Genomic DNA, 15,251 nt, shown 5'->3' with positions numbered 1-15,251 from the left:
CCCGCCTTGAGCATTCCATCTAAATCGTGCATAACTTGATTATGTGCACTTCGCAGGATGGAAGACCATGAAATTTATTGGAAAGCTGCTTCTTTACGTGCTGATCGCCCTTGCAGTGGCGATCCTCGGCCTTTATTTTCTACTGCAAACACGCTGGGGCGCAGAGCGCGTCAGCGCCTGGGTTTCACAGAACAGCAGCTACCATCTGGCATTTGATGCCATCGATCACCGGTTTTCTTCCCCTTCCCATATTCTGCTGGAAAACGTCACCTTTGGCCGGGATGGTCAGCCCGCCACGCTGGTCGCCAAAACGGTCGATATCGGACTGAGCAGCCGCCAAATCACCGACCCGCTGCATGTCGACACCATTTTGTTGCAAAACGGCACGCTGAATTTGTCCCAACAAACCGCACCGATGTCGTTCCAGGCCGATCGCCTGCAGTTACAGGATATGGCGCTTAACAGCCCCGGCAGCGAATGGACCCTGAGCGCACAGCGCGTTAACGGCGGCGTCATGCCCTGGAGCCCTGAGGCGGGTAAAATTCTCGGCAGCAAAGCGCAAATTCAGCTTAGCGCCAGTTCATTGACGCTGAACGACGTCCCGACGACCAACGTATTGATTGAAGGCAGCATCGACCATGACCGGGTGACGCTAAGCAATATTGGCGCGGACGTGGCGCGTGGGGCATTAACCGGTGTAGCGCAGCGCAATGCCGACGGTAGCTGGGTAGTGGAGAATCTGCGTCTGAACGATATTCGGTTGCAAAGCGACAAATCGTTGGCCGATTTTTTTGCCCCGTTAAGCACCATTCCTTCCCTGCAAATTGGTCGTCTGGAAGTGACGGATGCCCGTCTGCAAGGCCCTGACTGGGCGGTTACGGATCTCGACCTGAGCTTGCGCAACATGACCTTCAGCAAGGACGACTGGCAAACTCAGGAAGGAAAATTGTCAATGAACGCCAGTGAGTTTATCTACGGCTCGTTGCACTTCTTCGATCCGATTCTGAACGCTGAGTTCTCGCCGCAAGGTATTGCGCTGCGCCAGTTCACTACCCGCTGGGAAGGCGGTATGGTCAGAACGTCGGGTAACTGGCTGCGCAACAACAAAGCGCTGATCCTCAATGATGCCGCCATCGCCGGTCTGGAATACACGCTGCCGGAAAACTGGAAACAGCTGTGGATGAAACCCCTACCCGCCTGGCTAAATAGCCTGACGCTGAAGAAATTCAGCGCCAGCCGTAATCTGGTGATTGATATCGATCCGGACTTCCCATGGCAGCTCACCGCGCTGGACGGCTATGGTGCCAACCTCGGGCTGGTACAAAACAATCAGTGGGGGATCTGGAGCGGCAGCGCCACCCTCAACGCCGCGGCCGCCACGTTCAACCGCACTGACGTGCGTCGTCCTTCGCTGGCGCTGACGGCGAACAATAGCACCATCAATATCAGCGAACTGAGCGCCTATACCGAAAAAGGGCTGCTGGAGGCCACCGCCAGCATTTCGCAGTTGCCTCAGCGCCAGGCTCAGATCAGCCTGAACGGGCGCGGCGTGCCAATGACGATTCTGCAACAATGGGGATGGCCCGCACTGCCCCTTTCCGGCGACGGTAATATTCAGCTTACCGCCAGCGGCAATTTTCAGGCCGATGCGCCACTCAAGCCAACGGTCAACGGCCAACTGCATGCAGTGAACGTGGAGAAACAGGAAGTAACGCAGCAGATGCAGGGTGGTGTGGTTTCAGGGAGTGAAGTCACAACACCACCACCTGCGCAATGATTTATTGCCCGGTCATACACTTCGCTTGCCGGGCCTCCCCCCACTCATAAACGCGCATATTCACTGCACAGCAGCCATTTCGCCGGCTCGTCCTCTTCTATCACAGGGAAGCGACCGCCCGGTTCAAGAAAGTGGTTGTCGTGCAGGTCGTCATTGACCATTGAGATTTCCCAGCCCAGCACGAACGCTTTCTCCGCCCAAAAGCGATGATACAGCCGCGGCGGCAGACACACCCCCTGCCCCGGTTTCAACACCAGTGTCTCACCGGGTTTCACACTATGCCGCTGACCATCGACGCTAACTTCAACAATATGCCGTGCGTCATACCCGTCATCAGGCGTGGCCCATGCCAGCTGCATACATAAGTCACCGCCGCCGCGATTCACGATATCCTCGATTTTATGGCGATGAAAATGCCATGGCGTTTGCTGATCCTGCTGAATTTGCAGCATCTTTTCGGCGTACGGTTTAGGATAACCCGCTGACCTTGGCTGACCATTACGCAACGTCAGTAACGTCAGCCCCGTTTGCGCAAAATCTCCACGGCCAAAGTCGGTAATGTCCCAGCCCAGTTTCAGATCGAGCACTTCGCGCCATAGAGCCAGCTCCTGTTGCCGCCAGACGTCAGCCGTAAAATACGCAAAGTCAGGCAGACAAACCCGAAAGGTCTCAGCGATGGCATGCGCCTTATCAACGGCATAATTAATATGTGAACGCTTCATTATTTACTGTTCTCCCTGTTTGGGCGGCAAGCCACGCAGCTCCCCGCATTCCGCTGCTATCACCGTAGTGCGCTTTAACTATGGGGGTTGAGAAAAAATCGGTAAAAACGAAAGGGGCAACCTCAGCGTCCAGATTGGCAACCAACAGATCGACATTAGATAGCCCACCGCCGATCACTATCACGCCAGGGTCGAGAATATTAACAATCGTCGCCAATGTTCTGGCAAGCTGCTGGCGAAACAGCCCCACCAGCTGTACGGCATGCGGTTCATTCTGCTGTGCCAGAGCAACAATGGCGCTTGCGGAGAGCGATTGCCTTGTGAGCATGCGGTAGCGCTCGCTTATCCCGGTTCCAGAAACAAACGACTCTACGCAGTTTTGCTTACCACAATAACAAGCGACTGACGGGCCATCATCGTGCTCACAGTATCCCGGCAACGTGATGTGACCACACTCAGCCGCATTCCCCCACGCGCCGACAAAAGGCTGTCGATTAATAGCAATGCCACCGCCACACCCGGTGCCCAGCGTAATACCAAACACGACGCCATACTTCTGGCCCGCACCATCACAGGCTTCCGACAACGCAAAGCAGTTGCCATCATTCGCCATAACCACCGGCTGCCCTAACCTGTGCTGAAGATCCGACTGCAATGCCCGTCCATTGATCACTTGAATATTGGCATTTTTAATCATCCCGCTAAGCGGTGAGATACTGCCAGGTAACGCAATTCCCGTCATCATGGGACGCTGAATATCGCTGCGGATCTCGTCAATAAAGGCCACAACGGCTGCCACAAACTGCGAATAGCTCTCTTTCTGCGTTGGGCAACGATAGCGCTTAACCTCCTGTCCGGACGCATCCATTACCACTGCCGCAATTTTTGTTCCCCCGATATCCAGCCCCAGATAGTGCATATATTTTTCCTCACTCACGAAAGAGGCGGGTCACCCCGCCAGCACGCCGTTAGTACAGTGATGCTTTGCCAGTTGAGCCGAACAGTTTCATTTTGTGACGGATCACTTCCCGCGCGGCATCGATCGCGTCCGGATAGATCACGTTCGGATCCCACCAGGTTTCTTTCGCCAGGATTTCACGGACTTTCTGGAAGTAGGCATACTTCATATCACTGGAAATGTTAATTTTGCCCACGCCCAGCGTAACGGATTCGGCAATTTCCGCATCCGGATTCGCTGAACCACCGTGCAACACCAGCGGAATGTCTACACGCCCGGCGATATCACGCAGGATGTTCATTTGCAGCTCTGGCTGCATCCCTTTCGGGTAGATCCCGTGTGCCGTACCAATCGCCACCGCCAGCGTGTCTGCGCCGGTACGGGCGATAAAATCCTGTGCCTGAACTGGATCGGTATAGGTGATCTTCGATACGCCGCCTTCCACTGACGTTCCGGTCTGGCCAATCGTGCCCAGTTCCCCCTCAACCGAGACACCTACCGCATGCGCCAGTTTGACCACTTCGCGGGTCAGCGCCACGTTCTCTTCATACGGCAGCAGCGATCCATCAATCATCACCGAGGTAAACCCACACTGAATCGCCCGCAGGACATGCTCCACTGAAGCGCCGTGGTCCAGATGCAGAGTAAACGGCACCCGGCTACGCATCGTGATATCACGGACGTAGCTAAAAAACGCATCGCCGACAAAATCATGTTCGCTGGGGTGAATGGAGATAATCGCCGGGGTGTTGGTCGCTTCCGCTTCTTCCACGACAGCACGTACAAAGCAGCTGTCCGCCACGTTGAATGCGCCGATGGCAAAACCGTGCTGACGGGTAGGTTGCAGTAATTCTTTCATCGAAACTAACATGTTAATTCTCCAGTTTCAGGGTGTAGAAAGCCCTGCCAGTGCGTCATCGCAGAGGCATAGAAGGCGTTACAGAAAACAAATCAGGCTTTATTGATAGCGCCGCTGGCCTGTAGATACGGAATAATGGCTTCCTCGCAGGCCTGCTCCATCAGGGCCAGGGTATCAACGAGCTCACCGGATGTGTCATGACACAGGGTATGCAGCAGCGCGGCCTTTCCGGCTTCAAAGACCGCTGCGCCAACGTTTATCTTGGCGACGCCAAACATCGGACAGCGCTGCAACTGATCAAACGGCGTCCCGCTGCCGCCATGCAGCGCCAGAGGTACCGTTGATAACCGGGCAATTTCCTCCAGCCGCTGGAAATGAATGGCTGGCGTAACGCCCGGCGCGTACATGCCGTGCGCCGTACCGACCGATACTGCCAGTAAGTCGATCCCGGTTTGTTGGATAAACGGTGCCACATCAGCAGCCTGAGTCATCAAATCCATGTTAGTCGCATGGTCATAGCGCGGAGCATCGGCCAGATGGCCCAGCTCGCCTTCCACACACAGAGAAACGCTGGCTGCGAGCTCAACCACTGCACGGGTCTGGCGAATATTCTCCTCCAGCGCAAAGGCGGAGGCATCGATCATTAACCCGCTGAATCCGGCGCGAAAAGCCTGGCGAATGCGTACAGGATCCTTTCCATGATCCAGTGCCAGCGCGACCGGTACCGAGGCTTCCTCTGCCAGCGTTTTGACGACCGCCGCCGCTATCGGGGCCGGAAAATGCTCCAGATGCCCCTGATACAGATTCAGAATGATGGGCGCACGGTGTTTCTCGGCCACCCGAACCGCTGCGCGGGCGCTTTCCAGGTTCATGCAGTTGATGGCCAGCAGCGCGTACTGCTCGCGCCAGGCTTTCGTCACCATGCTTTTCATATCGGCAAACATACGGCCTCCGGTTATTCCAGGGTGAAGGTGATCTCTTCGTCTTTCAATTTTTGATCGCTGAGTTCATCAAACTCTTCGTCACGCTCGGTCACCGGTTTCTTCCACAGCGACAACATGACACCGCAAATCACCGTGCCGATCCCCAGCGCCAGACAAAACAACAGCGGATGCGTAAAGAGCGGGACCACAAACATACCGCCGTGCGGTACCGGGCTTTCAACACCCCACACCATAATCAGGCCGCCCGCTACCGCCGAGGCCACCACACAGGAGCCCACCACGCGCAGCAGGTCGCGCGCCGCAATCGGAATAACCCCTTCGGTAATCATGCAGATCCCCATCGGGAATGCCGCTTTCAGCGCCTCGCGCTCCGCGCGGGTGTACTTGTGACGCGTCAGTAGGAAGGAGAGCGTAATGCCGAATGGAGGGATCATTGAACCGACAAACTTCACCGCTTCCGGACCATAAACGCCGCTGACCAGCATGCCGTCAGCAAACAGCGACATGGTTTTATTCACCGGCCCGCCGAAGTCGAATGTCGCCATTGCGCCGAGGATGGCGCCCATCAGGAACCGTGACCCGCACTGCATAGACTCCAGCAGATGAATCAACGCGTCCTGCAGCCAGGCTATCGGCTTGCCAATCAGCGTCATCATCAACAGGCCGCCAATCACGGTACTCAGTACCGGCAACACCATGATGGGCATCAGCCCCTGCATCGACTGTGGCAAACGGATATAGCGCTTAAGTAGAAGGACGGTATAACCGACCAGGAACCCGCCCAGCATCCCGCCGATAAAACCGGTATGAATTTCACCGCAGACAAAGCCGACAATCAGACCTGGCGCGAATCCAGGACGGTCGGCAATGGAGTACGCAATCGCCGCACTAATCAGCGGTACGATTAACCCCATCCCCCAGCCGCCAATCTGGTTGAGCATCCAGGGTATGGTTCCTGTTTTTTCACCCACGTTAGTGCCGCCAAGTATTTGTCCGAGAGCAATACAGATCCCGGCGGCGACAATTAACGGGATCATCCACGAAATCCCCGTTAATAAATGTCTCTTTATTTCCTGAGATAGCGGAATTTTATTTTCACTCATGTGAAATCCCTCCAGAATGAGGATCGCTACTGGTTGTTATTAACTAATGATTTTTCGACCTTTTCAAGAAACTGAATCGGCGACTTTATAACTATTTCGGTTTTTACTCGCACAATAGGTTTATTTGAAAATCGCTCCTCCCCTTTTATTTTTACATCGACAGCGAGAATCACGACATCAGCTGCAGAAATATCTTCTGTGAGTAATTCGTTTTCCGTGCCAATGGTTCCTTGGGTTTCAACTTTTATATTATGACCAAGCGCTTTAGCACCTTTAATTAACTTTTCACGGGCAATATAGGTGTGCGCAATACCCGCCGTACAGGCGGCAACACAAACAATATTCATAACGTGCTCCACTTTTTATTTAGCAGACATTGGATTCAGCATATTGGCTAAAAAGCTCAATAATTTTCTGTGGACTACTTTCGACTAACAGCTGTTCAATAATATCGTCATCCGCCAACGCTCCGGCAACCTGCGAGAGCAAACGAATATGGGTGGTGTTTTGATCCTCAAGGCGTACCGCAAACAGAATAATGCAGCGCACATTGCTGCCGTCCAGGGTTTCCCAGGGAATGTCCTGGCGGGTACGCCCAATTGCCAGCGTGGTATTGACCACTGCCGAGGATTTCCCATGCGGAATAGCAATATGGTTTTCGAAACCGGTCGAGCCTTCTGATTCACGCTGCCAGACATCCTGAATAAACGTTTCCCGACAGCTAATTGCCCCATCTTTTTGCAGAATATCCGTCAGTTCCTCAATAACCTCCGTTTTGTTTGTGGCCCTCATGTCCAAAATAACGCGATTTGTATTGAGTATTTTCGTGATGTCCATCAATCATACCTCATGGAGTTCAGACATTAATTTTCAACGACCAGCGATGTCGCCCGATGTAATTTTTCCGTAATAACCGTTTCTGTTACCCGCTTAATATCCACATCATTGAAAAAGGCGGTGACATACACAACCGGCATGGCAACAACGGGTAAATTAATTGTCGATACCACCAGTTCAATATCGTCCGTCAGTATAGAAGGCAAGCTACTAACCGACACCACGCCAACGATGGTCCAGTCCGGAAATGCGCGTAGAATGCGGCTTTTAAGTAAGTGGGAAGTGCCGATACCGGTTGAGCAGACCAGCAGCACGCGCTTACGCGCGATCTGCCGCTCCATTGCGGCCTGAAAATGTACGGTTAGATATCCCACCTCATCTTCCGACACGGCTCGCTCGCCCCAGCCGCTAAACACCCGATTCACCGCGCACTGGGTCAGACGCCACACGTCCTGCAACTCGCCTTTAATATCCTCCAGCAACGGATTGCGAATGCGGATCTGGTAGTTCAGGCGGTTAATCAGCGGCTTAATATGGATCAGCAATCCGTCATACAGCGCAGTATCCTGGCTAAGATCGCTGTCGACCATTTCAGCGAAGGTGGCAATCAGCCGCTGGGTAATCAAGCGCGCTTCGTCGCTGGAGAGCATGTGGCCAATCACGCTCACGTCGTTATGCTCTTCAATTACCACGCCGGAAGAGATAATGTATTGATAAATAAACCAGACTTCGTCTTCCGGCAGCGGGTGGGCAATGCGTTTTTCAATATGCTGAATCATACGACTGGCAATGGAAAAGATGTTTTCATCACAGGTAGTGATGCTCTCTTCTTTTCTCGGCAGCGCATTGCCCCGCGTGATGCGATACATCATGATCAGAATATGAGTAAAGATATTGACGTAGTAAGGCTCGCCCAACGACCAGCACAGATCGTTCTCCATTTCCTGTAACAGCGTCTGGACAAATAAAACGTCTTCTTCGCCGAAGTAATGTACTAACGCTTTATAGCTGCCCTGATCAAGACGTGAATAAATTACGCTGCCAGGTTCATTATGGTTAATCACACCGTTAATCAGAGACGCCATTGCCTGGCGCACACCGCTCTCACTGCCTTCTATGTGTGTACCGCTCTGGCTGCGAATCAGCGACAGGCCCAGCGGGGTAATCCAGGATTCAATCACTTTCAGATCGTTAACAATCGATGCGCTACTAATAAAATAACGTTCAGATAATTTGCTGATCGACGTTTCATGCGGCGTTTCGCTTAGTAATTGCGAAGCTATTTTAACCCGCCGTGAATTATTCATCATGCCGTCAGCTTCATCACCTTCCGTACCTAATAACTGATCCAGATATAAAAGGTCAGTAATATTATCGGCACTTAATAACACGCCCGCCCCAGCGCGTTTATCAACAGATATTTTCCATTCAGATAGCCATTGTTCCAGTAACCGCAGATCGCGCTGCACTGTTTTCTCTGAAACAGATAAATACTCGGCAATTTTCAGAAGCGTGACATATTCCTTCCGGGACAGAAGAAACTTTAATAATCTGTTTTGTCGCGAGGTAATCATTTGCATTATTTACCCTTATCACACACCAGATTAAATAGCTAAAGAAGCGCTTACGCTCCACGTGTAATCCGTGATGGTAAATATAAGAGGACTACGATGTGGCAACAATACTAAATCGTGTCCTGTATTCCGGACAGAAATAAGACAAAAAGAGGAAATAGTGAGATATTTACGGCACAGATCACATTTTTCGTGGTAATTAGAGTGACCGCGCTCGCAAATATAGGGTGATGAAATGTTAAGTCAGGATATTTTTGATTTTCAGATCTGGAACGCTGCCCGCAGCGTGGTGCCGGATAAAACGCATCCGGCACCACGTCGACACATGCTTACAAGGTAATCGTCAGCTCACTGCCCTGTGGAATAATGACTACACCGTGCTCGCTGCCCATATGCGACCCGCATTTAATGCCGCCAACTTTCTGAATATTACGCAGGCACAGCGTCCAGTTACGTGCCTCACCATTCCCTTGCACGGTGACGGTATTACCTACACGCTTTGCCTTCAGCGTGAAGATAACCGAGCCGTCCATCGCAGGCACTTCACACACCGCTTCCCGGCCCTCCTGCAGATGGAACAGCTGGAACGCGGTGCCTTCATGCCAGGCGTAGTTCGGCAGCTGGTTATTGTTGCCCAGCGCCAGCAGGGTGTTGTCGCGCACATACACCGGCAGGCTCATAAAGTCGTGCTGCTGCTTATGCCAGCGGCTGCCCTGCACCTCGTCGTTGTGCCAGAGATGCGTCCAGCGACCTTCCGGCAGGTAGAACTGTACATCGCCCGCTTCGGTGAACACCGGCGCCACCGCCAGGGAATCTCCCAGCATGTACTGACGGTCAAGGTAGTCGCACGCCGGATCGTCAGGGAACTCCAGCATCATGGCGCGCAGCATCGGCGTGCCCTGCTCGTTCGCCAGTGCCGCCTGACGGTACAGGTACGGCATCATGCGGCACTTCATTTCGGTGAAGTAGCGCACCACGTCGCAGGACTCTTCGTCATACGCCCATGGCACACGATAGGATTTGCTGCCGTGCAGGCGGCTGTGGCTGGAGAACAGGCCAAAGGCGCACCAGCGCTTGTAGACATCCGCCGGCGCGGTGTTTTCGAAGCCGCCGATATCGTGGCTCCAGAAGCCAAATCCGGACAGACCAATCGACAGGCCGCCGCGCAGGCTTTCCGCCATCGATTCATAGTTGGCGTAGCAGTCACCGCCCCAGTGTACCGGAAACTGCTGTGCGCCCACCGAAGCTGAACGAGCAAACAGGACAGCCTCTTCTTCACCGACGGTGTCTTTCAGCACGTTCCACACCAGTTCATTGTAGATGTACGCATAATGGTTGTGCATTTTCTGTGGATCAGAACCGTCAAACCACTGCACATCCGTGGGAATGCGTTCGCCAAAGTCGGTTTTGAAGCAATCCACACCGATATCCACCAGACCTTTCAGCTTGTTGGCATACCACTCACAGGCTTGAGGATTGGTGAAGTCATAAATCGCCAGGCCCGGCTGCCATTTATCCCATTGCCACAGGGAACCATCCGGCCGCTTGAGCAGATACCCCTTCTCTTTCAGTTCGTTGAAAATCGGTGATTTTTGCCCGATGTACGGGTTGATCCACACGCACACCTTCAGCCCTTTCTCTTTCAGGCGGCGGATCATACCTTCCGGATCCGGGAAGGTCACAGAATCCCACTCAAAATCGCACCACTGGAAGGCTTTCATCCAGAAGCAGTCAAAGTGAAAAACGTGCAGCGGCAAGTTGCGCTCGGCCATGCCGTCGATAAAGCTGTTGACCGTCGCTTCGTCATAATTGGTGGTGAACGACGTGGTCAGCCACAGGCCGAACGACCAGGCTGGCGGCAACGCGGGACGGCCAGTGAATTGGGTATAACGGTTCAACACGTCCTTCGGCGTTGGGCCGTCAATAACGAAGTATTCCAGATACTCGCTTTCCACGCTGAACTGCACTTTCGACACTTTCTCAGAGCCGATTTCAAACGACACACACTGCGGATGGTTCACCAGTACGCCGTAACCGCGGTTGGTGAGATAAAACGGGATGTTCTTGTAAGACTGCTCGGTACTAGTGCCACCATCGCGGTTCCAGGTTTCTACCGTCTGGCCGTTGCGCACCAGCGCGGTAAAGCGTTCGCCCAGGCCATATACCGTTTCCCCGACACCGAGATCCAGGCGCTCAAACATATAGTTACGCCCGCTGTGGGCATCCTGCACGTAGCCGTTATTTTTCAGCTGACTGCCGGTAATACGCTCGCCATTACGCAGGAAATCCAGCGACCAGAACTCCCCTTTGGTGACGCGCACGCTTAAGTTGCCGCTCTTCAGCTCGGCAAACTCAACGGTGTTCTGCATCTCAACGTTAACGTCTTTCAGCACGTTCAGTGGGTAATGCGGGCCGGTATCCAGCGCACCCTGGAAGTGTTCCATACGTACGCCCACCACCCCTTCCTGCGGAGAGAAAAAACGCAGGGTAAACAATGGGGTATCCAGTTGCCAGGTACGTTCACGCACGTCGCGCGGCGCAACGTAGACAATCATCTCATTGCCCTGCTGTTCAACCTCGAACACCTGAATCGGGTTAATCACGTTCAGACCGGGTTGAATCAGCCAGTTTCCATCGCTTATTTTCATTGCTGGTTCCTTAGTTCTGTAATTCTTTCGTCGTGAAATCCTGCTGATTACGACGCGCCCCCTGAGACAGTTGACTCATGATTTCAGTCAGATACGGGGTTTTCAGGGTGTAGAAGCGCTTGGCAATCACGGCACTCAGCAGGTAGCAAATAGCCGGGACAATGGTGAACAGTGCGATGATGATACTAATGGTGGCGCTGTTCTGGGTTTTCGCTGCGGCGTCGTAGCCCCCACCTGCCAGCATCCAGCCAATCAGTGCCCCACCGAACGCCAGGCCCAGCTTGAGCACAAACAATGTGCCCGCAAAGCTGATCCCCGTCAGGCGTTTACCGTTGCACCATTCGCCGTAATCAACGGTGTCGGACATCATCACCCACTGGATTGGCGTTACGAGCTGGTGCAGTACACCAATCACGAAGATAAAGGCGAACATGGTGATGCTGGCGTGCATCGGCACAAAGAACATCGCCAGGCTCGCCACCGCCAGCGCGGCGTTGGTCCACCAGAAGACGCTGACTTTGCATTTCCAGTCGGTGAGCGGCTTCGCCAGCGCAGAGCCGATCAGGTTACCAACGCAATAGGTGGTGAGGAAGGCGACAAATACCTCCGGCGTACCCAAAATCCAGGTGACGTAATACATCATCGCCCCGCCGCGAACACAGACGGCCAGGATGTTGAGGATGGTCAGCAGGCCAACGATGCGCCATTGATCGTTTTGCCAGATGTCGCGCAGGTCTTCACGCATCGAGGTGGTGCTCGGCGGCGCTTCCACGCGTTCTTTGGTAGTGAAAAAACAAAATGCCAGCATCAGGAAGGCCACCACCGAGAGCACGGCAATCCCGCCCTGAAAGCCGAACGCTTTATCCTCGCCGCCAATCAGATTCACCAGCGGCATCATCAGCACGGTGGAGAGCATGCCGCCCGCCGTCGCCAGCACGAAGCGCCATGATTGCAGGGAGATACGCTGCGTTGGGTCATTGGTGATGACACCGCCCAAAGCACAGTAGGGGATGTTCACTACGGTGTAGAGCAGAGTCAGCAGGGTGTAAGTGATGGCAGCATAAATCATTTTACCGTTCAGGCTGAGATCTGGCGTACTGTAGGCCAGCACGCAAACCAGGCCAAACGGCAGTGCGCCAAACAGTACCCACGGACGAAATTTCCCCCAGCGCGACCGTGTACGGTCGGCAAGCAGCCCCATGCAAGGGTCTGAGATGGCGTCCAGCGCGCGCGCCAGCAAAAACATGGTGCCGACAAATCCGGCCGGAATACCAAAAATATCGGTGTAGAAGAACATCATATATAACATGACGTTATCGAAGATAATGTGGCTCGCCGCATCCCCCATCCCGTAGCCAATCTTCTCTTTAACAGACAGAATCTCACTTTTCATTACGCATCCTTGTTAGCACTTTCACACGCCCTGATACCGGTTACAGTTCTTGTAAACCATCCCTGTGAGCGCGGGTATTCCGATTTCTCGTTATCAAATTATGATTCTTGTTTTCTGTGATCAGGGTAGCGTCGAAAAATATGATGAAATGTAACTAACGGATTTATTGAGGATTTATATGAAATCGATCATAGCAAGACAAAAGGGAAGTTAAAAAAGTGAGTGAGGGGGTGTGGAAACCCCAGGAAGTAGCTATAATGCGCCCCGCCTCCATGTAGCAATCGAGGCGCGGAAGATCGTCATCTCCGGTGAGGTGGCTGGACTTCAAATCCAGTTGGGGACGCCAGCGTTCCCGGGCAGGTTCGACTCCTGTGATCTTCCGCCAATTAGACTCTCCTGAACTCTCCCGAAGTCAATAAATCCCTTCTAATCCCTTATATATCAGGCATTCCTTGTATCCCGAGAGCAATCGACTTCAACCAGTTTCAAACGGTTTTTGGGGTATAAACTTGAAAAGTTCATATTTTTCAATTTATTGATGTATTTGTTCTAATCCCTTCGCCCTCCACGACCTATTTCTTATTGACTCTCATGATTCAATTATTCTTCGTAATTTCAATGTGTTTCTTTGTTTAACGGTCACTTACTGCACGAAGATAAAAGCTAAACCGATTGTGGGAGACGATCGGCGGATTTCGATACCACTTTCGGGAGATACCTCATATGAAACTAACAATCTACAGGAGCCAAAAAGATATCTTTGACGCACTCGGATAGTACGGTCTTGTAAAGGCTGGTTAATCCTTCCAATTCGCGATACCGGTGTCCTAAATATCACTTTTGTATCCGTCTGGTACAAAAAATTAATGTTCAATAAATTGGATTTATTTTAATAAATTGCAAGGGATATGTTAGAGTGCTTGTCTGAAAATATACCAGTAAAAATAAAAGTCACGTAATTAATTTTTAGAATATAATTCCATAGTTATCTTTTTTTGAATACAATATAAGATTTTTCATCCTGCATAAATAAAGTAGTCTTTTTACAAGTCAATTTTCTCTTATAGGCAGTAACATCTTTTAAATAATTTAGATTTGGTCTGATTTAAAAAAGGTACTTATTTATTTTGTTAAAAATATCTTAAGGATCTTGATCATTATCGATAATTTATTAAGGTGACTAGTTTTAGTCTCATTATCCGATCAAAACTTATGTAGATACAAAAAACATATGAATTAGTTTAGTATTTATACCATTTTTAATACTTGCTATGCTGAGTAGTTCGTGAGCCTTATGTATATTATGTCACGCTTGCTGAAAAACATGAAAAATATAGTTAGATAGACTTGAGTTGTACTGATTAAAATATAACACGAGATAGCTAAGAATTTAAACGTAAAGACACGGGTGACAATTCAGCCAAGGTACCTTTAACCTCGGTATGTATGCTGTAAGTTTGTAAGAAAATGTTTCTGTGTGTTTTGAGAATTTTCTCATTTTGAATAAAAGATGAAAGTGCGTTTTCACAAGTAGCGCTAAAAATACACCAATAATCGCATTAAAATTCCGATATTCATTAGTAATTCAAATCTAAGAATGAATGATTGATAGTTTTTAGCTATGAATGGCGAGGGGTTGATATCACATCCTTGTTGTGTAAAAGTTCATCTCATGCACTTAACAATATTAATAAAATCAATTACTCGATTGTTAGGTATTTTTTAGAGGGTAGATGTGCTTAAAAGTACACACTTACCTTTCCATGGATGAAATAGAGTTGTTCGAGGTTATGGAGGCTTCATGAAGTATCAACATTTCTGGCCACCAAATGATATTTACTTTGGAGTTGGTGTCGCTAGTGTTATTGATGAAATGTCACTGATTACAAACGAAAGAAATTATTTATTTGTGAATCTTAATCAATACAGCTTACATAGCACCTTGGTTTTTTTCTCACGGAATAAAAATATCAATAAAATCATAATCATCATTTCAAGTTCACGGTTGATGCCTTTGGCTCTTTTTTGGCTGGATAATATCAAAAATGTTATTGCTGTTTTCGATACCTCAACACCTGTGTCGGAGATGATTAAGAAAATAAGCCTATATCGAAATGGTGACAAGATAACAGCAGGGCGAAGGGAATGTAACTTTAAGATTAGCAACAAAGATATCATGAAGATGAAGTACTTCTTAACCGAAAGCGGTATGGAGGAGCTTCAGGATAGATTCATGAACTCGCCGTCAACATTGTATCGTTGGAGAAAAGAAATCGCCCATAAATTCGGCGTGCGGGACCCTCGATATCTTCTATTGCCAGAATAAGCAGATATGCGTTATCTCAATAAGAATTACAATTAAAGCTCCGATCTTTAATTGTTGTTTTAGAACTGATACTGCATACGACCTCCATTTAACTAAAATTAGAAAATATA

Annotated in this window: 12 protein-coding genes and 1 tRNA gene; 3 read left to right on the top strand and 10 right to left on the bottom strand. The window is 50.7% G+C overall.

Annotated features, from left to right (window positions below; translation table 11 throughout):
* The first annotated feature begins 67 nt into the window (after nucleotides 1-67).
* Nucleotides 68-1,777, top strand: coding sequence for an AsmA family protein (locus tag On2M_RS00465; RefSeq protein WP_210904121.1), 1,710 nt, complete (start codon nucleotides 68-70; stop codon nucleotides 1,775-1,777).
* 44 nt (nucleotides 1,778-1,821) lie between these two features.
* Here the strand turns inward: On2M_RS00465 and On2M_RS00460 are convergent, their stop codons facing one another.
* From On2M_RS00460 to On2M_RS00415, 10 genes are all read right to left on the bottom strand, one after another.
* Nucleotides 1,822-2,499 (bottom strand): D-lyxose/D-mannose family sugar isomerase, encoded by a 678-nt coding sequence (locus On2M_RS00460; protein WP_210904119.1) that lies wholly within the window; start codon nucleotides 2,497-2,499, stop codon nucleotides 1,822-1,824.
* Nucleotides 2,480-3,418 carry an ROK family protein gene (locus On2M_RS00455; protein ID WP_210904117.1) on the bottom strand — a complete coding sequence of 313 codons (939 nt, stop codon included), beginning with the start codon at nucleotides 3,416-3,418 and terminating at the stop codon, nucleotides 2,480-2,482. The genes On2M_RS00460 and On2M_RS00455 overlap by 20 nt, the downstream gene beginning before the upstream one ends.
* 49 nt (nucleotides 3,419-3,467) lie before the next feature.
* Nucleotides 3,468-4,328, bottom strand: coding sequence for a ketose-bisphosphate aldolase (locus tag On2M_RS00450; protein WP_210904115.1), 861 nt, complete (start codon nucleotides 4,326-4,328; stop codon nucleotides 3,468-3,470).
* Nucleotides 4,329-4,408: 80 nt separating this feature from the next.
* Nucleotides 4,409-5,260, bottom strand: coding sequence for a class II fructose-bisphosphate aldolase (locus tag On2M_RS00445; RefSeq protein WP_210904113.1), 852 nt, complete (start codon nucleotides 5,258-5,260; stop codon nucleotides 4,409-4,411).
* A gap of 11 nt (nucleotides 5,261-5,271) precedes the next feature.
* On the bottom strand, nucleotides 5,272-6,363 hold the full coding sequence (locus tag On2M_RS00440; protein ID WP_210904111.1) for a PTS fructose transporter subunit IIC: 1,092 nt from the start codon (nucleotides 6,361-6,363) through the stop codon (nucleotides 5,272-5,274).
* 26 nt (nucleotides 6,364-6,389) lie between these two features.
* A complete protein-coding gene (locus On2M_RS00435; RefSeq protein ID WP_210904109.1) occupies nucleotides 6,390-6,710 on the bottom strand; it encodes a PTS fructose transporter subunit IIB in 321 nt (106 codons plus the stop codon).
* A 19-nt stretch (nucleotides 6,711-6,729) separates the two neighbouring features.
* A complete protein-coding gene (locus tag On2M_RS00430) occupies nucleotides 6,730-7,200 on the bottom strand; it encodes a fructose PTS transporter subunit IIA (RefSeq protein WP_210904107.1) in 471 nt (156 codons plus the stop codon).
* A gap of 26 nt (nucleotides 7,201-7,226) precedes the next feature.
* Nucleotides 7,227-8,780, bottom strand: a complete 1,554-nt coding sequence (locus tag On2M_RS00425) for a transcription antiterminator (RefSeq protein WP_210904106.1) — start codon at nucleotides 8,778-8,780, stop codon at nucleotides 7,227-7,229.
* A 323-nt stretch (nucleotides 8,781-9,103) separates the two neighbouring features.
* Nucleotides 9,104-11,422 carry an alpha-xylosidase gene (gene yicI, locus On2M_RS00420; protein WP_210904104.1) on the bottom strand — a complete coding sequence of 773 codons (2,319 nt, stop codon included), beginning with the start codon at nucleotides 11,420-11,422 and terminating at the stop codon, nucleotides 9,104-9,106.
* Nucleotides 11,423-11,432: 10 nt separating this feature from the next.
* Nucleotides 11,433-12,815: a glycoside-pentoside-hexuronide family transporter gene (locus On2M_RS00415; RefSeq protein WP_151224013.1), complete on the bottom strand. Its 1,383-nt coding sequence runs from the start codon at nucleotides 12,813-12,815 to the stop codon at nucleotides 11,433-11,435.
* A 290-nt stretch (nucleotides 12,816-13,105) separates the two neighbouring features.
* On the opposite strand from On2M_RS00415, the gene On2M_RS00410 reads away from it, so the two are divergent.
* Both On2M_RS00410 and On2M_RS00405 read left to right on the top strand, forming a co-directional pair.
* Nucleotides 13,106-13,200 (top strand) — tRNA-Sec (locus On2M_RS00410).
* A gap of 1,416 nt (nucleotides 13,201-14,616) precedes the next feature.
* Nucleotides 14,617-15,141 carry a Vi polysaccharide biosynthesis protein TviA gene (locus On2M_RS00405; RefSeq protein ID WP_187253888.1) on the top strand — a complete coding sequence of 175 codons (525 nt, stop codon included), beginning with the start codon at nucleotides 14,617-14,619 and terminating at the stop codon, nucleotides 15,139-15,141.
* Nucleotides 15,142-15,251 lie beyond the last annotated feature (110 nt).

Origin of the sequence: Citrobacter sp. On2M (assembly GCF_018035235.1) — a bacterium.
GTDB classification, from domain to species: Bacteria; Pseudomonadota; Gammaproteobacteria; order Enterobacterales; family Enterobacteriaceae; genus Citrobacter; species Citrobacter meridianamericanus.
Note: the sequence above shows the minus strand (reverse complement) of the source record. Positions and strands in the feature narration are given on the sequence as shown.